The 20,532-nt window shown below is 69.0% G+C and carries 20 protein-coding genes; 12 read left to right on the top strand and 8 right to left on the bottom strand.

Annotated features, from left to right (window positions below; genetic code table 11):
• Nucleotides 1-620: 620 nt before the first annotated feature.
• Nucleotides 621-1,037 carry a hypothetical protein gene (locus KTN05_RS15575; RefSeq protein ID WP_217330307.1) on the top strand — a complete coding sequence of 139 codons (417 nt, stop codon included), beginning with the start codon at nucleotides 621-623 and terminating at the stop codon, nucleotides 1,035-1,037.
• A gap of 328 nt (nucleotides 1,038-1,365) precedes the next feature.
• Here KTN05_RS15575 and KTN05_RS15570 read toward each other — a convergent pair whose 3' ends face one another.
• Nucleotides 1,366-2,739 carry an ISNCY family transposase gene (locus KTN05_RS15570; RefSeq protein ID WP_217330306.1) on the bottom strand — a complete coding sequence of 458 codons (1,374 nt, stop codon included), beginning with the start codon at nucleotides 2,737-2,739 and terminating at the stop codon, nucleotides 1,366-1,368.
• 191 nt (nucleotides 2,740-2,930) lie between these two features.
• On the opposite strand from KTN05_RS15570, the gene gph reads away from it, so the two are divergent.
• Together gph and KTN05_RS15560 are read left to right on the top strand one after the other, a co-directional pair.
• Entirely contained in the window at nucleotides 2,931-3,614 is a 684-nt protein-coding gene (gph, locus tag KTN05_RS15565) for a phosphoglycolate phosphatase (RefSeq protein ID WP_217330305.1), read from the top strand.
• A 58-nt stretch (nucleotides 3,615-3,672) separates the two neighbouring features.
• A complete protein-coding gene (locus KTN05_RS15560) occupies nucleotides 3,673-4,095 on the top strand; it encodes a TIGR01244 family sulfur transferase (RefSeq protein ID WP_217330304.1) in 423 nt (140 codons plus the stop codon).
• 71 nt (nucleotides 4,096-4,166) lie between these two features.
• Here KTN05_RS15560 and KTN05_RS15555 read toward each other — a convergent pair whose 3' ends face one another.
• On the bottom strand, nucleotides 4,167-5,036 hold the full coding sequence (locus KTN05_RS15555; protein WP_217330303.1) for a hypothetical protein: 870 nt from the start codon (nucleotides 5,034-5,036) through the stop codon (nucleotides 4,167-4,169).
• Between the two features lie 133 nt (nucleotides 5,037-5,169).
• Here KTN05_RS15555 and KTN05_RS15550 point away from each other — a divergent pair, with 133 nt between their 5' ends.
• The 3 genes from KTN05_RS15550 to KTN05_RS15540 are packed head-to-tail and all read left to right on the top strand — an operon-like array spanning nucleotide 5,170 to nucleotide 7,591.
• Nucleotides 5,170-5,607: a PepSY domain-containing protein gene (locus tag KTN05_RS15550; protein WP_217330302.1), complete on the top strand. Its 438-nt coding sequence runs from the start codon at nucleotides 5,170-5,172 to the stop codon at nucleotides 5,605-5,607.
• A gap of 3 nt (nucleotides 5,608-5,610) precedes the next feature.
• Nucleotides 5,611-6,276, top strand: a complete 666-nt coding sequence (locus KTN05_RS15545) for a response regulator transcription factor (protein WP_217330301.1) — start codon at nucleotides 5,611-5,613, stop codon at nucleotides 6,274-6,276.
• A gap of 1 nt (nucleotide 6,277) precedes the next feature.
• Nucleotides 6,278-7,591, top strand: a complete 1,314-nt coding sequence (locus KTN05_RS15540) for a HAMP domain-containing sensor histidine kinase (RefSeq protein ID WP_217330300.1) — start codon at nucleotides 6,278-6,280, stop codon at nucleotides 7,589-7,591.
• Nucleotides 7,592-7,749: 158 nt separating this feature from the next.
• Here the strand turns inward: KTN05_RS15540 and KTN05_RS15535 are convergent, their stop codons facing one another.
• The gene (locus tag KTN05_RS15535) at nucleotides 7,750-8,106 is read right to left on the bottom strand and encodes a YigZ family protein (protein ID WP_217330299.1); all 357 of its coding nucleotides are present in this window, start codon (nucleotides 8,104-8,106) and stop codon (nucleotides 7,750-7,752) included.
• Between the two features lie 130 nt (nucleotides 8,107-8,236).
• On the opposite strand from KTN05_RS15535, the gene KTN05_RS15530 reads away from it, so the two are divergent.
• Complete coding sequence (locus tag KTN05_RS15530) at nucleotides 8,237-8,833, top strand: gamma-glutamyl kinase (protein WP_217330298.1); 597 nt, start codon at nucleotides 8,237-8,239, stop codon at nucleotides 8,831-8,833.
• Between the two features lie 3 nt (nucleotides 8,834-8,836).
• Here the strand turns inward: KTN05_RS15530 and KTN05_RS15525 are convergent, their stop codons facing one another.
• A complete protein-coding gene (locus tag KTN05_RS15525) occupies nucleotides 8,837-9,295 on the bottom strand; it encodes a type II toxin-antitoxin system RatA family toxin (protein ID WP_217330297.1) in 459 nt (152 codons plus the stop codon).
• A gap of 57 nt (nucleotides 9,296-9,352) precedes the next feature.
• Between KTN05_RS15525 and KTN05_RS15520 the strand changes: the two genes are divergently transcribed.
• Nucleotides 9,353-9,529, top strand: a complete 177-nt coding sequence (locus KTN05_RS15520) for a hypothetical protein (protein WP_217330296.1) — start codon at nucleotides 9,353-9,355, stop codon at nucleotides 9,527-9,529.
• A gap of 52 nt (nucleotides 9,530-9,581) precedes the next feature.
• The gene (locus KTN05_RS15515; RefSeq protein WP_217330295.1) at nucleotides 9,582-10,061 is read left to right on the top strand and encodes a GNAT family N-acetyltransferase; all 480 of its coding nucleotides are present in this window, start codon (nucleotides 9,582-9,584) and stop codon (nucleotides 10,059-10,061) included.
• On the opposite strand, the gene KTN05_RS15510 is transcribed toward KTN05_RS15515, so the two are convergent.
• A complete protein-coding gene (locus KTN05_RS15510) occupies nucleotides 10,042-10,887 on the bottom strand; it encodes a neutral zinc metallopeptidase (RefSeq protein ID WP_217330309.1) in 846 nt (281 codons plus the stop codon). The two genes, KTN05_RS15515 and KTN05_RS15510, sit on opposite strands and share 20 nt — an antisense overlap.
• Before the next feature lie 158 nt (nucleotides 10,888-11,045).
• On the opposite strand from KTN05_RS15510, the gene KTN05_RS15505 reads away from it, so the two are divergent.
• The 3 genes from KTN05_RS15505 to gyrA all read left to right on the top strand — a co-directional run bounded on the left by KTN05_RS15505 (nucleotide 11,046) and on the right by gyrA (nucleotide 15,053).
• Nucleotides 11,046-11,642, top strand: a complete 597-nt coding sequence (locus KTN05_RS15505) for a DedA family protein (protein WP_217330294.1) — start codon at nucleotides 11,046-11,048, stop codon at nucleotides 11,640-11,642.
• Nucleotides 11,643-11,655: 13 nt separating this feature from the next.
• Nucleotides 11,656-12,147, top strand: coding sequence for a disulfide bond formation protein B (locus tag KTN05_RS15500; protein ID WP_217330293.1), 492 nt, complete (start codon nucleotides 11,656-11,658; stop codon nucleotides 12,145-12,147).
• Between the two features lie 98 nt (nucleotides 12,148-12,245).
• A complete protein-coding gene (gyrA, locus tag KTN05_RS15495; RefSeq protein ID WP_217330292.1) occupies nucleotides 12,246-15,053 on the top strand; it encodes a DNA gyrase subunit A in 2,808 nt (935 codons plus the stop codon).
• Nucleotides 15,054-15,135: 82 nt separating this feature from the next.
• On the opposite strand, the gene KTN05_RS15490 is transcribed toward gyrA, so the two are convergent.
• From KTN05_RS15490 to KTN05_RS15480, 3 genes are all read right to left on the bottom strand, one after another.
• Nucleotides 15,136-17,679, bottom strand: coding sequence for a DUF3772 domain-containing protein (locus tag KTN05_RS15490; RefSeq protein WP_254368272.1), 2,544 nt, complete (start codon nucleotides 17,677-17,679; stop codon nucleotides 15,136-15,138).
• 4 nt (nucleotides 17,680-17,683) lie between these two features.
• On the bottom strand, nucleotides 17,684-18,715 hold the full coding sequence (locus tag KTN05_RS15485; protein ID WP_217330291.1) for a cysteine synthase A: 1,032 nt from the start codon (nucleotides 18,713-18,715) through the stop codon (nucleotides 17,684-17,686).
• Nucleotides 18,716-18,809: 94 nt separating this feature from the next.
• On the bottom strand, nucleotides 18,810-19,886 hold the full coding sequence (locus KTN05_RS15480; RefSeq protein WP_217330290.1) for an NUDIX domain-containing protein: 1,077 nt from the start codon (nucleotides 19,884-19,886) through the stop codon (nucleotides 18,810-18,812).
• Nucleotides 19,887-20,532 lie beyond the last annotated feature (646 nt).

Below are 20,532 nucleotides of genomic sequence, written 5' to 3'. Positions count from 1 at the left end.
GCGCTACGACAGATGCCCCATCGTCTTCCTGTCCGCCGTCGCTCTCGCCGCTACCGTCCTCTTCTGGCTCTGAAATCAATGAGTCTGGAGCCTAGGGCCTCGTCGCCAGGAAACCGGCCAAGTAAATCGGCAGCAAGGCCATCGACACCGGCAGCAGGATGGGTGTCGATGACAGCAGCCACTGCGCATCCACCCGCTCCAGATGGGCGAAGGTTATCACGTGTCGATGCAGGGCGTCAGCAGCACCATGGAGATGCCGAGACGGCATGGAGCGTTTCGATTCACGCCGACAGCGTGGCTTCAGAGAGGCCGCGGTCGCTGCCGACGTTGATCGCGAATGCGGCAAGTTCGTCGATGGCCGGTTCCGGCAGGCGGACGACCGTCAGCCGGCTGAGGAGGGGGGGCTGGAAGCGGACGCGTGCTGTTCGAGGTCAGCAACCAGCCCACCCATCTCATGTCGAACCGCACCTGATAACAGGGGCAGTTCCAGCGCCGCGCCGTCAGGGGCTCGAGCAGTAGCAGAAGCGCGTCGTGCGGGCTGAATGTGCTCCCGGTCGTGGAGGTGGGCGCCCGGCCTTCTCGATCTCGTCGATGACGATCAGCGGATTACCCGCCAGCGAATGGTGCACGGTCTGGATCAGCCGGCCGGGGTAGGCGCCACTCCAACCGCGCTGACTGCCAACGACCCCGAAGCTTGCATTCTCTCCGGTGGCTTCGATGACGCCGACCGGGACGTCGACAAGCGTGCCCAGGCCACGGGCCCAGTGGCTCTTGCCGATGCCGGGCCGTCGAGCAGCAGCGGCGGGAGCCGCAACCCGGGCCATCCCTCGTGGACCGAGCGGCGCATCGCACTCCAGGCCGCCGCCGTGGCGGGCGCCATCCAGGGCAACTCGGCGTGTAACTCGGCGCAATTTCATCGGCGCGATGCTCGCTGGAAATCCGGATCAGCCGAACCCGTCGGAGAGGACGTTCGGCCGGTCACGGTCTTCTTGTTTCAGATGGCCGAGACAGTGCAGCGTTGGGTCACGAAATCATAGTAAGGACCTGACATTGAACGAGATGTTCTAGATCTAGCCGTCGCGATAGCCAGCAATGACGTGTTGAATGGTCAGAAAGCTGGCTTGAATGGACACTATTCCGGTTGCCGGACAGTAGCGCGTGCCGGGCTGTCGCATCTGGAAATAGAATCCGCCCCGCTATATATAATGTTGTCACGAAGTTAATCTGTCGCTGTCGCGGCAATCTAGAAATGTCGCAGGCGGGGGCGCCGGAGCATGGCCGGGACGGGCGGAGACCTCCGCCATCGCAGCCCGGCCCGGCCATGCGGGGAAGCCGGGATCGCCGCCGCTCTGATCGCCCGGGCCGTCATTCGGCTGCATGCCGCGCCCGGTCCTCTTCGGCGGCGCGCCGCTCCTGGCGCCTTTCCGCCCAGCCCTTGTTCCCGCGCCTCGGCTTGCCGGTCGGTTCATAGCGGGTGCGCTGCTTGCCCACCGGGCCGACCTCGGGCGGTGCGGCATCCTGCTGCGCCTGGATGAAGGCCAGCACTTCGCCCAGACGCTTGTTCTCGGTGACCGAAGCGTGGGTGACGCGCTGCTGATGGTGGTCATAGGCCCGATACGGCAGGAGAATGCCTTTCCACCGGATCTCGAACCGACCATCGGCAAAGGCGTAGGTCTCGACATACTGTCCGATCGCGCTGCGGGCGTGTTCGGTATCCTCCAGGATGAACTGCTTGCGATCATAGTGAACGACGAGCTGCCTGCTCAGCTGACGCTGGTCGCGCAGGCACAGGATCCCGGACAGCCGTGACGCCGGCATGTTCAGCGGCCGGTGCAGATCATCGGACCGGGCAGGGGGGTGGGAGAAGCGCAGGTTGTGACGCGTGATGAAGCCGGGAAGGAAGGCGTTGGCGGCGGCCATGTCGCTGATGCCCGCGAGGCGCAGTTCCTTGACCAGGCGGTCCTGCAGCGTTCGATTGGCGCGCTCGACCCGGCCCTTGGCCTGCGAGGAGTTGGCGCAGAGGATCTCGATGTTGAGTTCGTTCAGCGCCCGGCCGAACTGGGTCATGCCGTGGCCACTGAGCGCCTCGGCCCGGTTCACCCGGAAAACGCTGTGCTTGTCCGAATAGAAGGCCACGGGCCGGCCGTGTTCCTGAAGGTAACCCTCCAGCGCATTGAAATAGCTGAAGGTGGTCTCCGAAGGCACGAAGCGCATCTGCATGAGCCGGCCGGTCGCATCGTCGATGAAGACCAGCAGCGTGCAGGCTGGAGCCCGATCCTCGAACCAGCGGTGCTCCGAGCCGTCGATCTGGATCAGCTCACCCAGGGCTTCGCGCCGCAGCCGCGGCTGGTGAACCCGCCGACGTTGTGCGCGGCTCTGCCACAGGCCGGCCTCCATCATCCATCGCCGCAGCGTCTCGCTGGAAATCCGGATCCCATGGCGATCCGCCAGCGTCTCGGCCGCCAGCGTCGGCCCGAAATCGGCATAGCTCTCGCGGACCACAGAGAGAATATAGTCGCGCTTCAGACTGCTGATCCGGTTGTTCGACGGCCGGCCGCGCAGACCGTGCCGGACCGCAACGGCACCGTGCTCGCGGACCTCGCGCAACAGCCGCTGGACCTGACGCAGACTCACGCCGAGCAGGTTCGCGGCCGTTCCTGATCTCATGCCGCCGTCCAGAACCTGCGCCAGCACCTCGATCCGCTGAAGCTCATGCTCGCTCATCAGCACCAGTCCCATCCGCAACCCTCACACTGAACCCCGGGCGTCAGGGTGAGCATCGGTAGTCCCTTCATGGCTGTATGAGTCTGCACCCGGTGGGCGTGGTAGCGGAATAATCCGTATTATGTCACCAATCGATCTGACACCGCAGCTTGCCTCCGGACGGCCATTGCCTTCAGATGAACCGCTCGCAACCGGACGGATCTGCCATGACTTCGCCTTGCCCTGTAGTATTCGATCTCGACGGAACCTTGGTGGACAGCGCGCCGGATATCCATGCCTCGGTGAACGCGGTGCTGCGCGACAATGGGCTGCGGACACTCACTCTGGACCGGGTCCGCAGCTTCATCGGCGGTGGCGTCGAGCTGCTCTGGGCGCAGATCGCGGCCGAGTTGGCGCTGGACCCGTCGGAGCGGCCGCGGCTGCTGGCGGCGTTCATGTCGCGTTATCATCATGCGACGCAGCTGACCCGGCTCTATGACGGTGTGCGCGAGGCTCTGGACGTCCTGTCGCAGCGCGGCCATCCGCTGGGTCTTTGCACCAACAAGCCCGGTGCGCCGACGCTGTCCGTTCTGGATCACTTCGGCCTGACGCCGTATTTCGGCGCGGTGGTCGCCGGCGACAGCCTGGCGGTGAAGAAGCCCGATCCGGCGCCGCTGCTGGCGGCGCTGAGGCAGCTCGGTGCCGACCCGGCCCATCCGCGCGGCATCTTCGTCGGCGACAGCGAATACGACGCGCATGCGGCACGGGCGGCCGGCGTGCCGCTGCTGCTGTTCATGGGCGGCTACCGGCACGAGCCGCTCTCGTCGTTGCCCCATCACGCCCAGTTCGACGATTACTCCGCCCTGCCCGCGCTGGTGGCGGAATTGGCGCTTCCTGCCTCATCTGCTTGAACGCGGCGGCGCGCTGGGGCAAGGCTGTAACAACCGATCCCCGATTCTGGAGCGCGCGATGGATCTGCGCCAACTCACCCCCAACCTGGCCGTGACGCCACAGATCTCGACGGACGATGTGGCCGATCTGGCGCGCGCCGGGTTCAAGGTTCTCATCAACAACCGCCCTGACGCGGAGGTCGGCCCGGCCGAGGATTCCACGGCAATGCGCGAAGCCGCGCAGGCGGCGGGCATGGAGTATCACCACATCCCCTTCACGCCCGGCCAGATGACCCCGGACATGGTGGACCAGTTCGCCGACGCGACCCGCGCCGGCAAGGGCCCCGCGGTCGCCTATTGCCGTTCGGGCACCCGCTCGACGACGCTCTGGGCGATGACGCAGTCCGGACGCCGGCCGGTGGACGAGATCCTGAAGATGAGCGCCGGCGCAGGATATGACCTGTCCAAGATGGCGCCGCTGCTCGGCAAGCAGCGCGGCTGATCGCACTCGCCGTCCGGCGTGAAAAAAGGAGCCCCGCGGGGGCTCCTTTCTGTTTCGAGGCACTGCCGGGATCAGCGCGCCGTTTCGCGCACGACCTCGCCGCGGGGATTCACCTCCACCGTGACCTGCTCGCCGGCGGAGTTCACCGCATCGATCAGGCTGCGCGGGCCGTCCTGCCGGATCGCGCCGGGCTCGGTGTAGCCGCCGCGCTCCAGCGCCGCCCGCGCCGCGGCCTCGTCCAGAGCCGGGGCGCGGCGCTCGTCACCGCGCCGCTCGTCGCCTTGACGATCACCGCGGCGGTCATCGCCGCGCCGCTCGCCCTTCTTGCCCTGGTGCTTGCCGTCCTTGCCCATGTCGCCCCGGCCGAAGCGTTGCAGCGTTCCGTCGGCGCTGAAGCCGGCCCGGACCGCCTGCCCGGCGGCGTCCTGTCCGCCGACCATGACGCCCTGCCGCGCCACCATGATCGCCGACACCGTCGCGATTTCGCCGAAGACGGCCGAGTCGCGGACCGCCTGCGGGACCAGCCGCTCGACGACATTCGCCGGCAGGGCCGCGCCCTTCTCGGCGCTGCGCAGCATCCGCAGCTGGCCATCCCGGTCCAGCCCGGCGACGACCGTTTCTCCGCCCGGAAGCGTGCCGCGGACGCGTTTGCCGTGCTTGTTGTCCGAGACGGTGGCGTCGGTCAGCCCCAGCTCGGCCAGCGCGGCGGGCAGCTCCCCGGCCGGGGCCTGAGCCGCATCGCCCGAAGGCGCGGTAAGCGGCGCGGGGCTGGGGGCCAGACCGGCTCCCGGCGCGGCGGGTGCCGCCGGATCGGCCGGCGCGGCGGGCGGCGCGATCGGGGCGGGCGACGGCTGCGCCGTCTGGGCTGCCGCCATCATCGGGGTCGCCAGCATCGCCATCGCCGCCAGCACGGCGGTCGAGCTTGTCAGAATCTTGCGCATCGAGATCATCCTTCTGCCTGAACGGGATGCAAGTTGCCCCCGGTTGCGAATCAGGTTCTACCCGCCGGGTTCCGAACGAAACGCCAACGGCCCGTTCAGCTTCGGTTTGGAAAGGCTCGATAGACTGACCGCCATGCCGCCGCGCCTGTTCCTCCTGCCGCTTTTCGCCGCGCTCGCCCTTGCCCTGCTCGGGCTGTCCCTGGGTGGCGGGCCCGATCGTGACCACCGGAACGGCGACCACCACCGCGCGTCCCACCGGCCGCAGCTTGCCGAACCGTTCGAGGGCGAGATCCTCGACGATCTGCCGACATTTCGCGTCGTCCCGCTGCGCAGTGCGCTGAATGCCGCGAACGGGCGCTATCGCGGGCGGGTGATCGCCGCCGAGTTGGCCCCGCCGCGCCCGGCCGAGGCTGCGAAGGGCGTGCAACTCGTTTACGCGCTGCGGATGCTGACGCCCGAACATGACCTGCTGCTGATCCGGCTGGACGCCCGCGACGCATCGTTCCTCGACGTGGCGGGGAACGATCTGGGCCGTGCCCGCCGCGCTCCGGCCCCCGCTGAAAGGAACTGACCCATGCGCTGCCTGATCGTCGAGGACGACCCGGAGCTGTCCGCCCAGCTCGTCGCCGCGATGGCGGATGCGGGCTTCGTCTGCGACACCGCCGCCGATGGCGAACGGGGCGAGTTTCTCGGCGCGACCGAGGCTTACGACGTCGCGGTCCTCGATCTCGGCCTGCCCGGCATGAACGGGATCGAGGTGCTGAGCAGCTGGCGCGCGCAGGGGATCACCCTGCCCGTCCTGATCCTGACCGCACGCGGCGACTGGAGCGACAAGGTCGCCGGTTTCCGCGCCGGGGCCGACGATTATGCCGTGAAGCCCTTCCGGCTGGACGAGGTCGTGCTGCGGGCCCAGACGCTGGTGCGCCGGGCGGCCGGTCACGCGCGGCCGGTGCTGGCGGCCGGGCCGCTGCGCTTCGACACCCAGCTTGGCGCGGCGACGCGCGACGGGGTGCCGCTGCGCCTGACGGCCTTCGAATCCCGCATCCTCGCCTATCTGATGCACCACCCGAACCGCGTCGTCAGCCGCACCGAGCTTTCCGAACATCTCTATGACGCGGATGCGGACCGCGATTTCCGTTCGCTCGAGGTCGTGATCGGGCGCCTGCGCCGCAAGATCGGCGACGGGCTGATCGAGACCCGCCGGGGCGAAGGCTACGTCCTTCACGGCGGCGCCGCCTGACATGCCGAAGCTGACGGATTCGATCCGGCTGCGGCTGCTGGCCTTGGCCGCCGTCTGGCTGACGGTGGCGCTGCTGGCCGCCTGGATCGTGATCGGCGGCGTGCTGGACCGCTTCGTGACGGGCCGCTTCGATGCCGATGCGATGGCGCTGGCCGACACGCTGATCGCCCAGACGGCGGTGGACGAGGCGGGCCGCGCCTACGTCACGGGGCCGCCCGCCGATCCCCGCTATCGGCTGCCGCTGGCGGGCTGGTTCTGGCAGGTGGATCAGGACGGCGTTCCGGTGGCGAAATCCGCATCGCTCTTCGACACGCGCCTGAGCCCGCAGGACGGCCCCGCGACCGGGGCCGAGGGGTTCGGTGCCGAGGGCGAGCCGCTGCGGGTCACCACCCGCCGCTTCACCGTGCCGGGGCTGGATTCGCCGCTGACTGTCACGGTCACGGCGCCGCAGGCCGAGATCGACGCGGCGCTCGGAAGCGTGCGCCGCCCGCTCGCCGTGTCGCTGGTGGTGCTGGGGCTGGGCCTTGCGCTGGCGACGCTGGTGCAGGTGTCGGCGGGGCTCGCCTCCCTCGGCCCGATGGGGCGCGGGATCAAGGCGGTGCGCGAAGGGCGGGCCGATCGCGTTCCCCTGCCCCGCGTGGCCGAACTGCGCCCTGCGGTGGCCGAACTGAACGCGCTGCTCGACCGGAACGCGACCGTTCTGGCCCGCTCGCGCGAGCATCTGGGCAATCTCGCGCACACGCTGAAGACGCCGATGGCCGCGCTGGCGAACACCCTGCCGCCCGATCATCCGGGCCAGGCGCTGATCGCCCGGATGGACCGCCAGATCGGCTGGCACCTGCGCCGCGCCCGCAGCGCCGCGGGGCAGAACCGGCCCGGCCTGAGAACGCCGGTCGGGCCGGTGATCGACGACATCCTGCTGGTCCTGCGCCATCCGGTGCAGGATCGCGGCCTGTCCGTCACCGTTGATTGCCAGCCGGGCGCGGGCTTCGCCGGCGACCGGCAGGATCTGGAGGAAATGTTCGGCAACCTGCTGGAAAACGCCGTGAAATGGGCGCGCAGCCGGATCAGGGTGACAACCCGCGTCACCGAAGGACAGCTGATCCTGCAGATCGCCGACGACGGGCCGGGGATGGCGGATGCGGACCACGCGCGGGCGCTCTCGCGCGGGGGGCGGCTGGACGAGACGGGCGCGGCCGGCAGCGGGCTGGGTCTGGCCATCGTCCACGACCTCAGCGCGCTGCATGGCGGCCGGCTGCGGCTGGACCGCGCGCCCGAGGGCGGGCTGCTGGCCGAACTGACCCTGCCGGCGTGAGAATCGCGGCGTGGCGGAAACCGGGCGGCGAGTTCCGATCAGGCACGCCGAACAGCGGCTGACCGCACCCATCCCGGCCCGCTGCGAGCTAAGGGATCGCTCCGTGGACTCCGCGTGATCGCCGCCTTGAACCTGGCGCACAGGGCCAAGCCAGCGGCCTAACCCCTCTCCGCGAAATAATGCCGCACCGCGTCGATGACGTGGCGGAACCTGTCGCCGCCGAGCTGCTTGCCGCCATACCAGCGCGTCACGATCACCAGATGATCGTCCAGCCCTTCGCTTTCCAGCATCCGCAGGATGATCGCCCCCGCTCCCGCCTCGCCATCGTCGGCCTTCAGCCCCTCGCCGCTGATCCGCGCGGCCCAGCTGTTATGCGTGGCCTTGGCGAAGCGCTTGGCCCGCTTCAGCTCGGCCAGCGCCGCGCCGATGTCGGCCTCGGAGGCGACCGGCCCGCCCGATACGGCGTATTTCGAGCCGCGGTCCGAGATGATGCGGTCGAAGACCGTCAGCGCCATTCCTGAAATCCCCTCTTGCGTCCGGCATCCTAGCAGGCGGAACGCCGGCATCCACCCCGCCCCCGCGCGGGTTGTGCGCCCCCTGCCTTCGGGCGATACCGCGCCCGGACATCAGACCCGGAACGCTCTCATGCTGGCCTTTCAGGACGCCCGCCTCGTCCTTCTGTCGGTGCCCAAGACCGGCACCACCGCGCTGGAAACCGCGCTGCGCCCTCACGCGCAGGTGCAGCTGACCGGCCATCCCGGCATCAAGCATATCGAACTGCGCGCCTTCCAGCGTTTCATCGCCCCGGTGCTTGACCGCATGGGCGCCCCGCGCTTCGAGACGGTCGCCGTCATCCGCGAGCCCGTGGACCGCCTGCGCAGCTGGTATCGCTACAACGCGCGCGATGCCTTCATCGGCCGCCCCGACAGCACCGCGAAGATCGGCTTCGGCACGTTCATCGAAGGCTATCTCGCCCCCGAGCAGCCCCCTTATGCCCGGATCGGCCTGCAATCCTGGTTCGTCCAGCCCCTGCCCGACCGCCCCGGCATCGACCACCTGTTCCGCTACGAGGCGATGGAGAGCCTGCTCGCCTTCCTTTCCGACCGGCTGCGAAAGCCGATCGCGCCGAAGCGGATGAACGTCTCGCCCCAAGCCGACACCACCCTCCATCCAGCGCTGGAGCGGCGGCTGCGCGACTCGCTCGCCGCCGAAATCGCATTGTGGGAAACGGCGCGGGGCTGACGCTCAGCTGTAGAGCTTGCGCGCCCGCTCCTCGAAGGCGCGGACGATGCGGTGCATGGCCTCGGTGAACACGACCCCGATCACCCGGCCGAGGATCGCGCTGCGGAACTCGAAATCGACGAAGAAATCGACCTTGCAGCCGCCGGCCGGCAGATCCGCGAAGGTCCAGCCGCTGCGCAGATACCTGAACGGGCCGTCCAGATATTCGGTGTCGATCCGCTTTTCGGCCGGATACAGCGTCACCCGGCTGCCGAAGCGTTCACGGAAGACCTTGAAGCTGATGACGAGATCCGCCTCGATGATCTCGGCCCCCTCCGTGCCGTCCGGCAGCGGCTTGCGTGACCTGATCCGGGCGGCGCTGTTCCACGGCAGGAAGTCGGGATAGCGTTCGACATCGGCGACCAGATCGTACATCTGCTGGGCGGTGTACGGCAGGGTCCGGGTTTCGGCGTGGTGGGGCAATGCACTTATCCGCTGTTTGTCGGGCCGGTTTAACAGCAGCGCGAAAGGGTCCACAACATGCACTGGCTGCTCCGCGCGGTTCGCTGGGTCCGCAACCCCCCTTCGCCGCAGATGGTCAGGATGCTGGTCGCGGTGTTCCTGATCGCCCTTGCCATCGCCACGATCGAGTGGATGGGCTGGTGGCCGGAATGGGCCACGCAGGAGCGGATGCGGCGGCAGGGGCCGCTGCGGTGAACTGAAGCCCGCGCCCTGCCAGACTGCCGCAGATCGGCGGCAAGGGGGTGCAATGAGCATCGGGATCAGACCCGCACGGGAACAGGACGCACCTGCCATCCTCGCGCTGGTGCGCAGCGAACGGATGCGGCCCACCGGGCTCGACTGGCGGCGCTTTCATCTCGCCGTGGAAACGGGCGCGATCATCGGGGCGGTTCAGCTTCGCCCCAAAGGGCCGGAACTCGCCTCGCTGGTGGTCCGCGCGGATCGCCGCTGCCGGGGGATCGGGGCGGCGCTCATCCTATCGCGGCTCGCCGGCGTGACCGCCCCGGTGTTCCTCGTCGCCCCACGCGAGTTGTCGGGGTTCTACCGCCGACGCGGCTTCGCGCCCTGCCAGCCCTCCGCCGCGCCCTGCCCGGTCGCGATCGACTGGGCGCTGGGGCAGTCGCTGGGAACATTCCTGTCGCTCGCGAAACGAAGCCGGCCGCGCCGGATGATCGTCATGGTTCGCGCGCGAGCCGCCAGCCCGGCCCCTAGAGCCCCGCTTCCCTGAACGTGTTGCACATCGCCAGATCGCCGCTGTCCATCCCGCGGGAAAGCCAGCCGCTGCGCTCCTCGGCCGAGCCGTGCGTGAAGCTGTCGGGCATCGGCGTGCGCCCCGCACTGCGCTGGAGCATGTCGTCGCCCACCGCGCGGGCGGCATTGATCGCCTCATCGATGTCGCCCGGCTCGATGCTGCCGAAGCGCTGGCTGGCGTGGCGCGCCCAGATCCCCGCGAGGCAGTCGGCCTGAAGTTCGGTCAGCACCGACAGGCGGTTGGATTCGGCCTGCCCCACCTGCCCGCGGACCCGGTTGACCTCGCCCAGAACGCCGAGCTGGTTCTGCACATGGTGCCCGACCTCGTGCGCGATCACATAGGCGGCGGCGAAATCGCCGCCCGCGCCCATGCGCTGCGCCATCACGTCGAAGAATGAGGTGTCCAGATACAGCCGCTCGTCGCCGGGGCAGTAGAACGGCCCCATCGCCGAAGACGCCCCGCCGCAGGCCGACTGCACCGCGCCCGAGAACAGCACCAGCGTCGGGTCGCGATAGGCGACGCCCGCCTGTTCCGGCAGCACGTCGCCCCAGACCTCCTCGGTGTCCGCAAGCACGACCGAGACGAACTGCCCGATCTCGCGCTCTGCCTGCGTCAGCTCGCGTTCTTCGCCGGGCATGGCGCGCTGGGTCTGTTCGACCACCGGCGAGATGTCCACGCCGAAGAAATAGCCGACCGCCAGCACGACCAGCGTGCCGACGATGCCGAGGCCCCCTGCCCCGCCGACGCCCATGCCGCGCCGATCATCTATGTTGCTGCTGCCGCGCCGGCCCCGCCACTCCATGCTGCTCATCCCCCTGCTTCTCGACTTGCTCCACAACGCGGTGGGGGGACGGGCAGGTTCCACGAAGGTAACGATTTCGCGGGCTTGACCTGCGGGGCGCCCCGGACGATCCAAGACCGGTCGGCCGGCTGGGGTCGGCTGGCAAGGAAGGGCCCTGCATGTTCGACTGGATACTGTCGGTGATCGAGGGCTGGGGCTATCCCGGCGTGTTCGCCCTGATGCTGCTGGAGAACGTGTTCCCGCCGATCCCGTCCGAGGTCATCATGCCGCTTGCCGGTTATCTGACCGCGACCGGCGCCCTGTCCTTCATCCCGACCGTGCTGGCCGGGACCGCGGGTTCGGTCGTGGGCACGCTGCTGTGGTTCTGGCTGGGGCGGGCGCTGGGGTCCGAGCGGCTGAAACGCTGGGCCGCGCGCTATGGGCGCTGGATGACCGTCTCGCCCTCCGACATCGAGACGGCCGAGGGCTGGTTCCGCCGCCATGGCGGGGCGGCCGTGTTCCTCGGCCGGATGGTTCCTGCCGTGCGGACGCTGATCTCGGTGCCAGCCGGGATCGCGCGCATGCCGATGCGGAAGTTCCTCGCCTACACCATCGCCGGAAGCCTGCTCTGGACGCTGCTGCTGGCCGGGGCCGGGCTGCTGCTGGAAAACCAGTATCACCGTGTCGCGGATGTGATCGACCCGATCTCGTCTTTCGTGGTGGTCGCGGTCATCGCCATCTATCTCTACCGCGTCGTGACGTGGAAGCCGCACTGAGGGCAGGTCGAGGATGAACGGATTGGACAGGCGGTGGACCGCCGCGCTGGCGGGGCTCGGCTCGGCGCTGCTGCTGCTCGGCGCACTCGGGTTTCAGGCGGTGGGCTATGCCCCCTGCGAGATGTGCATCTGGCAGCGCTGGCCGCATCTGGCCGCACCCATCGTCGCCGCCCTGATCGTCGCTGCCGGCTGGAGCCGCTGGCTCGCCGCACTTGGGCTGATCGCGGCGCTGGCGGCGACTGGCCTCGCCGCGTGGCACGCCGGCATCGAATGGGGCTGGTGGCAGGGAGTCACCGCCTGCACTGGCGGCGTCGGCGATCTGACCTCGCTGTCCACCGCCGACCTGATGGCCCGGCTGAACGCGGCGCCGGTCGTGCGCTGCGACGAACCGGCCTGGGTGTTCCTCGGGATTTCGATGGCGGGCTGGAACGCCATCTTCTCGGCGCTGCTCTCGGGGGTCTGGGCGTGGTCGTTCGCACGCCCTGCCCGGCCTTGGGCGCGCTGAATTTAGCGGCGGAACGCCGCGCTTTCCGGCAGTTTCGATTGAACCCGCGGGCTGCGGGTGATAGATCGTGCCTCAACAAGACATAGAGGCACAAGCCCTTGGCGGATAACCCCGAAATTCCTGACGACGACCTTCCCGAAAATGGCGGCGAACCCGAGAATGGCGGCCGCAGCGTGATGCACCACGACGGCCCGGTGATCGACATCGCGGCCGAGATGAAGACGGCGTATCTCGACTACGCCATGTCGGTGATCGTCAGCCGCGCGATCCCGGACCTGCGCGACGGGCTCAAGCCCGTGCATCGCCGTATCCTGTTCGCGATGAACGAAACATCGAACACGTTCGACAAGCCTTATCGCAAGTCGGCTCGGCCCGTCGGCGACGTGATGGGGAAATACCACCCCCACGGCGACGCGGCGATCTATGACGCGCTGGTGCGGATGGCGCAGAGCTTTTCCATGTCGCTGCCCCTGCTCGACGGCCAGGGCAACTTCGGCAGCATGGACGGCGACAGCGCGGCGGCCATGCGCTATACCGAAGTGCGGATGGCGAAGGCGGCCAACTGGCTGCTGGCCGACATCGACAAGGACACCGTCAACTTCCAGGACAACTACGACGGCAAGGACCGCGAGCCGACGGTGCTGCCGGCGCGGTTCCCGAACATGCTGGTCAATGGCGCGGGCGGCATCGCCGTCGGCATGGCGACCAACATCCCGCCCCACAATCTGGGCGAGGTGATCGACGCGACGCTGGCGCTGATCGAGAACCCCGACCTGCCGACCGAACGCCTGCTGGAGATGGTGCCCGGCCCGGACTTCCCGACCGGCGGCATCATCCTCGGCCGTTCCGGCGTGCGGAAGGCCTATCTGGAAGGACGCGGCTCGATCATCGTGCGCGCCCGCACCCGGATCGAGGATATCCGCAACAACCGTCAGGCCATCGTGCTGGACGACGTGCCCTATCAGGTGAACAAGGCCACGCTGGTCGAGCGGATCGCCGAACTCGCCAAGGAAAAGCGGATCGAAGGCATCAGCCACGTCCAGGACGAATCCGACCGCAACGGCGTGCGGCTGGTGATCGAACTGCGCCGGGACGCGACGCCCGAGGTCGTGCTGAACCAGCTGTTCCGCTTCACCGCGATGCAGACCAGCTTCGGCGCCAACATGCTGGCGCTGAACGGCGGCCGGCCCGAGCAACTGACCCTGCGCGACTTCCTGACCAACTTCCTCACCTTCCGCGAGGAGGTCGTCGCCCGCCGCACCGCATATGAGCTGCGCCGGGCGCGCGAGCGCAGCCACATCCTCTGCGGCCTCGCCGTCGCGGTGTCGAACGTGGACGAGGTCGTGGCGACGATCCGCGCCTCGGCCGATCCGGCGGATGCGCGCGAGCGGCTGATGGCCCGCCGCTGGCCCGCGGCCGGCATCCTCGAATATCTGCGCCTGATCGACGATCCGCAGCATCCGGTGAACGACGACGGCACCTACAACCTGTCGGAAACGCAGGCCCGCGCGATCCTGGAACTGCGGCTTCAGCGCCTGACGGCGATGGGGGTGCAGGAGGTAACGGACGAGTTGAAATCGCTCGCCGATGCGATCCGCGACTATCTCGCGATCCTCGCCTCGCGCGAGCGGATCATGGGCATCATCTCGGACGAGCTGCGCGAGGTGAAGGAGCTGTTCGCCGTACCGCGCCGGACCGAGATTTCCGAATGGGAAGGCGATCTCGACGACGAGGATCTGATCGAGCGCGAGGACATGGTCGTCACCATCACCTCGGGCGGCTACATCAAGCGCACCCCGCTGGCCGAATTCCGCAGCCAGCGTCGGGGCGGCAAGGGCCTGTCGTCGATGGCGACCAAGGATGACGACGTGGTGACGACGCTGTTCGTCGCCAACACCCACACGGAACTGCTGTTCTTCACCACGGGCGGCATGGTCTATCGGCTGAAGACCTGGCGGCTGCCGCTGGGCGGGCGCACGGCCAAGGGCAAGGCGCTGGTCAACATCCTGCCGATCGACAGCGGCACATCCATCGCCGCGCTGATGCCGGTGGACGCGCCCGAGAAGGAATGGGATTCGCTCCAGACCGTGTTCGCCACCTCGGATGGCGACGTTCGGCGCAACGCGCTGTCGGATTTCACCAACGTGAAGTCGAACGGCAAGATCGCGATGAAGCTGCCCGAGGACGTGAGCCTCGTGAACGTCCGCATCGCGGATGAGAACGACGACGTGATGTTGGTGACGGCCCTCGGCCGGGCGATCCGTTTCCCCACGACCGACGTGCGCGTCTTCAAGGGCCGCGATTCCACTGGCGTCCGCGGCATCCGGCTGGCGACGGGCGACCGCGTCGTCAGCATGTCGATCATCCGCCATTTCGAGGCGAGCCCCGAGGAGCGCGCGACCTATATCCGCATGCGCCGCGCCGTCGAAGGCGCGCTGGACGACGGGGCCGAGCCCGACGAGGACGAAGCCGTGGTCGAAGCGCCGATGAGCCAGGAGCGCTATGCCGAGATGTCGGCGCACGAGGATCTGATCCTGACCGTGACCGAACGCGGTGCGGGCAAGCTGTCGTCGGCCCACGACTATCCGGTTCGCGGCCGCGGCGGGCTTGGCGTCATGGCGATGGACAAGGCCATGCGCGGCGGGCCGCTGGTGGCGAGCTTCCCGGTGATGCTGGACGATCAGGTGATGCTGGCGACCTCGACCGGCCAGTCGATCCGGGTGCCGGTGGACGGGATCAGCTTCCGCTCGCGCACCGCCGGCGGCGTGCGGGTGTTCAACACCGGCAAGGACGAGGTGGTCGTCTCGGTCGCCCGCGTGGCAGAGAACGGCGATGGCCCGGTGCAGATCGACGGCGCGGCCGAACCGGGCGGCGATACGGACGGGGCGCCGGGCAACGACACCTGATTCTGCGCGAAGGCAAGCAGAAAGGCCCCGCATCGCGGGGCCTTTTCCATTTGCGGCTGGGGCCGCGCCGCCCTGCCCCGGCTCAGCTCTGATTGGCGTCGCCGTCGTCATCCCCGCCGGTATGCTCGATCCCGCTGGACGCGAGGGCGGCGATGCGGGGATCGAGGCCCGGAGGTCCCTTCGTATCGCCCTCCTCGCCGGAGGCGCCTTCGCCGGTTCCCGCCTCGGGCCGGCGGCCCGAGATCGCCCGCGCCTGCGAAAGCGGCGCCCCGTCGTCGTCGTAGAAGTCGCGCACGGTGAACGGGATGACGATGCCTTCGCGCAGGAAGCTCTCGATGATCCGGTGGCGGATTTCCGTCGCGACCCCCAGTCCCTGGTTCACGTCCGAGATGACGGCGCGGATCTCGAAGGTCATCCCTTCGTTGGCAAAGCCGGTGAACAGCACCGAAGGTGGCGGGTTGATGAGGACGATGGGCTGGTCCTCGGCGATCTCGCGCAGGATTTCGGTCACGCGGCGCGTATCCGCCCCGTAGGCGACGTTCACGGGCACGATGATGCGGCCCTGCAGGCTGCCCTTGGTCCAGTTGATGACCGATTGCGAGATCAGGTCCGAGTTGGGAACGATGATGTTGTTCCGGTCGAAGGTCTGGATCTGCGTCGAGCGCACCGAAATGCGGCGCACATAGCCCTCGGACGTGCCGACGCGGATCCAGTCGCCGATGGTGATCGGCCGTTCGATCAGCAGAATGATGCCGCTGACGAAGTTCGACACGACGTTCTGCATCCCGAAGCCGATGCCGACCGACAGCGCACCCGCGACGATGGCGAGGCTGGACATGTCGATCCCGGCTGCGCCGATCGCCATCACGACCGCCAGCGCGATCCCGACATAGCCGAGGCCCGAGACGACGGCGTTCTGCCCACCCGCGTCGATCCGCGTCTTGGGGAGGATCGAGGTGCGGAACGCCCCCTGCACCAACCGCGTGATCCCGTAACCGGCGGCGAAGACCACCAGGAACGTCAGGATCGCGCCCGGCGACAGCCGCACGCCGCCGAGCGAGACGCCCTGCCGCAGCCGCGTCCACCACTCGCCGAGGTCCGACACCCGCGCGCCCCAGATCAGCGCGAAGACCGGCAGCGAGGCGAGCACCAGCCCGAAGCCGATCAGCACCGGCGCCAGCGCCTGCCGGCCCTTGTTCCGGTCGCGGGCCATCATGCCATACAGATCGACGATGAATTCCTGCAGCAGGATCAGCAGCCCGAGCAGCGCGATGGTGCGGATCGTCGGCCAGACGATGCCGTTGGCGAGGCTGACATAGCCGATCAGCCCGATGACGACGACGATGATGGCGATGGGGCGCGCCAATGTGCCGGCCAGCGCCGTCAGGCGGACGGCATAGCTCGGCTGGTCGCTGCCGTCGTAATCCTTCACTCGCCGCAGGATCACGCCAAGACGGAACAGCAGCACCGCCCCCAGCACGATCACCGGCATGTGGAAGACGCCCGCGCCCGCTTCCGAGAACTGCATCGGCACGATGCTTCCGCTCGGCAGGTCGTCCTGCGGGTCCCACGGCACGATGGCGCGATTGAGGATCGTGTGCACCGCCATGACCGCCGACAGCAGCCGGGCGTTGATCCGTGCGCTTGCGCGGGCGGCGTCGGGGATCTCCATCGGCGCGGGAAGCTGCGCGGGGAAGAACAGCCCCGACAGCCAGCGGCCCGCGAACAGCACGAACGCTGCCACCGGCAGCGCCATCAGCAGCGGGCGGCCCCAGTCCCCGAACAGCCCGGTCAGATCGGCGGCGCGCACCGCCAGATAGACCCCGGCGGTCGGGATCGCGATCTGCCCCAGCGAGGCGAGGAACACCACCGCGTCGCGCGAATGCTCGCTCGCCGTCGCCGACAGGCGGCGCGGCAGCCCGTCGATCCAGCGCCAGCCGTAGATGAGCAGCAGCAGCGCGGCGACGAGATATCCTGCGATGGCGGGGGCGCGGCTGCGCCACTCATCGGCCGAGATGGCGCCATAGCGGTCGGCAGTTTCCTGCCCCAGCCCGCGGGCCAGCGTGGCCGCATCGGTCGCCGCCGCGCTCCAGCTTGACGGAAGCACCGGCGAGGGCGACAGCGCCAGCAGCGCGGAGGCCTGCCGTTCGCGCTGGATCTGATCGATCGCCTGCACGATGCCCGAAGCCCGGCTCGCCGCCTCGATCGCGCGCAGGCCGGGGGCCTGGAGTTCGGACAGGATCGCGTTCAGCTCGGCCCGGCGGCTGGCGACATCCTCGGCCTCGGTCTCTCCCTCGGCGGGCGCGGGGCCGAGCGCGTTGATCTGGCCGCGCACCGTCTCGATCCGGCCCGAATTGATGTTCTGCGCGGCAAGGAAGCTCTCGCGCCACTCGATCACCTGCGAGCGCATCTCCGACAGGCGCTGGTCGCTGACCCCGCCTTCGTCCACCAACTCCTCGATCCGGCTGGCCTGCTGGTCCCAGTCGGCATAGTCGGGCGCGGCGATGCTGGTTTCCTGCGCCTGCGCCGGGGCGAGCGGCGCGAGGCCCGTCGGGGCCGCCCCGAGCTGAACGAGAAGCAGCGTCAGGCAGGCGAGGATCGCCCCCCGGATCAGGGTCATCAGCATCGGATCAGCCTTCGGTCACGTCCGGCAGGGCGGCGGCGGGGCGGTCCATCCAGCCGGGGATGGGCAGACCCTTCTCGCGCAGGAACTCGGGGTTCCACAGCTTGCTCTGGTAGCGGGTGCCGTAGTCGCACAGCACTGTGACGATGGTGTGGCCCGGTCCCATCTCCTGCGCCATGCGGATCGCGCCGGCGACGTTGATGCCGGACGAGCCGCCGAGGCACAGCCCCTCATGCTCCAGCAGATCGAACAGCACCGGCAGCGCCTCGGCGTCGGGAATGCGGCAGTTGAAGTCCGGCGTGAAGCCGTCGAGGTTGGCCGTGACCCGCCCCTGCCCGATCCCCTCGGTGATCGAGTTGCCCGGCGCGTCGAGCACCCCATCGGTGTAATAGCTGAACAGCGCCGAGCCCTCGGGATCGGCAAGCCCGATCTTCACCCCCTTGGGTTGCAGCGCCATTGCCACCCCGGCCAGCGTCCCGCCCGAGCCGACGGAGCAGATGAAGCCGTCCACCTTGCCGTCGGTCTGGTCCCAGATCTCCGGCCCGGTGCCTTCCAGATGCGCCTGCCGGTTGGCGACATTGTCGAACTGGTTGGCCCAGATGGCCCCGCCCGCCTCGGTCCGCGCCAGCGCCTCGGCCAGGCGCTGCGAATAGCGCACGTAATTGTTGGGGTTCTTGTAGGGCGCCGCCGGCACCTGCACCAGCTCGGCCCCGGCGAGCAGCAGCATGTCCTTCTTTTCCTGGCTCTGTGTTTCCGGGATCACGATGACCGAGCGGAAGCCCATCGAGTTGCCGACCAGCGCAAGCCCGATGCCGGTATTGCCCGCCGTTCCCTCGACGATCAGCCCTCCCGGCTTCAGCTCGCCCCGCGCGACGGCATCGCGGATGATGAACAGCGCGGCACGGTCCTTGACCGACTGGCCGGGGTTCATGAACTCGGCCTTCCCGAGGATCTCGCAGCCCGTCAGTTCCGAGGCCTGGCGCAGGCGGATCAGCGGCGTGTGGCCGATGGCGGCGGCGAGGTCGGGGCAGATGCGCATGGTCGGGCCTTTCGCTGATGAGTCCGGTGTCCGGTTTAGCCGCCCCTGCCCCCCGGCCACAACCATCCTGCGGCAATAGCGCGGAAGGGCGGGCTCAGGTTCCCGGCCCGCCGGCCTTCAGCCCTGCGGCGCAGCGGTCCAGCCACAGCGCGAGGATCAGCAGCGGCCCGTTGACGATGCCGCCGCTCAGCGCCAGCCGGGTCAGCTCTGCCCGATCCATGAGGATGCCGCGGATATCCTCGCCCTCCTCCGGCAGGCCGCCAATGCCGGCGCAGCCATCGGGCAGATCGGCGATGCCGACATAGCAATAGATGAACTCGGCCGCGATGCCCGGCGTGGGGTAGTGATGCAGCGCGGGGATCAGCCGGTCGATGGTCACGCCCGCCTCCTCGACAGCCTCGCGCAGCATGGTCTCCTCGGGCGTCTCGCCCGCGTCGATACGGCCCGCCACGGGTTCCAGCACGAAGGGGTCGGGGTCGTGGCGGGCGGCCGGACCGGCGCGGAACTGCTGGACCACCAGCACCCGGTCGCGCACCGGGTCCCACGGCAGCACAACCGCCGCATCGCCCGAGACGAAGACGCCCCGATCCACCGGCGCGGCCCAGCCGCCGTCATGCAGGCGATGTTGGAAGCGATGCTCCTCGACTGCGAAATATGCGGCATAGGGCTCGCTGACGGCCAGATGGCGCACCGGCGGCTCGCCCTCATGCCCGGCCGGGCGCTGCGCTCCGCGCAGGCGCGAGTCGCACCAGCCGGCGATCGTCGGCAGCCGCGCGGCGATCCTCTCGGGGCTGCGGTCGGGCGGCTGCGCGATCACATGGCGGGCGATGGCAGCGGCGAGTTCAGCGTGCCAGTCGCCCGGCCATTCGCGCACATGAAGCGAATACGGACCTTCGCTGCGCCGCGCGCCGAACACCACCTGGCCGTCGATGGTCAGGCTCGGTAGCCCGAGCACCGCCGCATGCCGCGCAAGCGCCGGCGTCGGCTGCACCCGCAGCGCGGGCGTCTGCCCTTCGCCCGCGACCAGAACCGGCCACTCCCCGGCCCGGACCCCTGCCCACCGCCCGCCCACAAGCCGTCCGGGCAGCGAAAACCCCTGCCCCTCGCCCAGCCCGAGCGCCTCGCGCAGCATCGGATGAGCCATCGGTCCGATCAGGATCACGTCGTTCATGCCCGGCACCTACCCGGCGCGGAGGCCCGCGGCCAGTGATAGCGGTCGCAGGACCCGCTCAGCAGGGTGATCTCGGCGCGCCTCTGGTCGCGACGGCGCGGAGCGCGACACGACCTTGCCGCTGTTCTTGCCGGCATGGCGGGGGATTGCGTCGGAAATGCGTGCGGCACCGGTGCCAAATCGGGAGCGGGGCCCACGCCGCAGCAGCCTCGATCCGCCTCGTGCACACCGCGCATCACCAGCTCCACGCCCTGAGAACCGGCGCACTTCGCAGAGAAACCCGAAAGGCGGCTTCCGAGGCGCCACCAGACATCCTGCATCTCGCGCCTGCCCGAAGGCTGATGCTTGCGCGGGAACTGGCCTTCGTATCATTCTTGTCCTGCTGTCCGCCCGGTGCTGAGCGCGGCACAATAGAAGAGCCTGGAATATGCCGCCTTCCGCGGACGACGGCAGTGTCCCAGCGGTTGGTGTAGGAGGCCGCGCGCGGAGCCCCGGCGTAGCGCAGCGCGCGGCCGGGCGTGCCGCTGGCGGCCATCGCCGATCTTCGGAGTAGGTTCGGGTTGCGAGACCTTGAACCGATACGGAGATGACGATGACCGACGACAGAATGATGCTGATCGAGCTGGTTGAGAAGCAGGCCGACGGC

Source organism: Paracoccus sp. Z118, from assembly GCF_019061185.1.
Classification (GTDB): Bacteria; Pseudomonadota; Alphaproteobacteria; order Rhodobacterales; family Rhodobacteraceae; genus Paracoccus.
This window is presented reverse-complemented; position numbering and strand designations above follow the sequence as displayed.

Excerpts from the sequence above, each read along its gene's own strand:
- KTN05_RS15555 (WP_217330303.1), bottom strand. The coding sequence starts at position 5,036 with ATGCGCAAGATTCTGACAAGCTCGACCGCCGTGCTGGCGGCGATGGCG.
- KTN05_RS15490 (WP_254368272.1), bottom strand. The coding sequence starts at position 17,679 with ATGCTGATGACCCTGATCCGGGGGGCGATCCTCGCCTGCCTGACGCTG.
- KTN05_RS15480 (WP_217330290.1), bottom strand. The coding sequence starts at position 19,886 with ATGAACGACGTGATCCTGATCGGACCGATGGCTCATCCGATGCTGCGC.
- KTN05_RS15505 (WP_217330294.1), top strand. The coding sequence starts at position 11,046 with ATGTTCGACTGGATACTGTCGGTGATCGAGGGCTGGGGCTATCCCGGC.
- KTN05_RS15560 (WP_217330304.1), top strand. The coding sequence starts at position 3,673 with ATGGATCTGCGCCAACTCACCCCCAACCTGGCCGTGACGCCACAGATC.
- KTN05_RS15515 (WP_217330295.1), top strand. The coding sequence starts at position 9,582 with ATGAGCATCGGGATCAGACCCGCACGGGAACAGGACGCACCTGCCATC.
- KTN05_RS15535 (WP_217330299.1), bottom strand. The coding sequence starts at position 8,106 with ATGGCGCTGACGGTCTTCGACCGCATCATCTCGGACCGCGGCTCGAAA.
- gph (WP_217330305.1), top strand. The coding sequence starts at position 2,931 with ATGACTTCGCCTTGCCCTGTAGTATTCGATCTCGACGGAACCTTGGTG.
- KTN05_RS15540 (WP_217330300.1), top strand. The coding sequence starts at position 6,278 with ATGCCGAAGCTGACGGATTCGATCCGGCTGCGGCTGCTGGCCTTGGCC.
- KTN05_RS15500 (WP_217330293.1), top strand. The coding sequence starts at position 11,656 with ATGAACGGATTGGACAGGCGGTGGACCGCCGCGCTGGCGGGGCTCGGC.
- KTN05_RS15520 (WP_217330296.1), top strand. The coding sequence starts at position 9,353 with ATGCACTGGCTGCTCCGCGCGGTTCGCTGGGTCCGCAACCCCCCTTCG.
- KTN05_RS15530 (WP_217330298.1), top strand. The coding sequence starts at position 8,237 with ATGCTGGCCTTTCAGGACGCCCGCCTCGTCCTTCTGTCGGTGCCCAAG.
- KTN05_RS15570 (WP_217330306.1), bottom strand. The coding sequence starts at position 2,739 with ATGGGACTGGTGCTGATGAGCGAGCATGAGCTTCAGCGGATCGAGGTG.
- KTN05_RS15510 (WP_217330309.1), bottom strand. The coding sequence starts at position 10,887 with ATGGAGTGGCGGGGCCGGCGCGGCAGCAGCAACATAGATGATCGGCGC.
- KTN05_RS15550 (WP_217330302.1), top strand. The coding sequence starts at position 5,170 with ATGCCGCCGCGCCTGTTCCTCCTGCCGCTTTTCGCCGCGCTCGCCCTT.
- KTN05_RS15545 (WP_217330301.1), top strand. The coding sequence starts at position 5,611 with ATGCGCTGCCTGATCGTCGAGGACGACCCGGAGCTGTCCGCCCAGCTC.
- KTN05_RS15575 (WP_217330307.1), top strand. The coding sequence starts at position 621 with ATGGTGCACGGTCTGGATCAGCCGGCCGGGGTAGGCGCCACTCCAACC.
- KTN05_RS15485 (WP_217330291.1), bottom strand. The coding sequence starts at position 18,715 with ATGCGCATCTGCCCCGACCTCGCCGCCGCCATCGGCCACACGCCGCTG.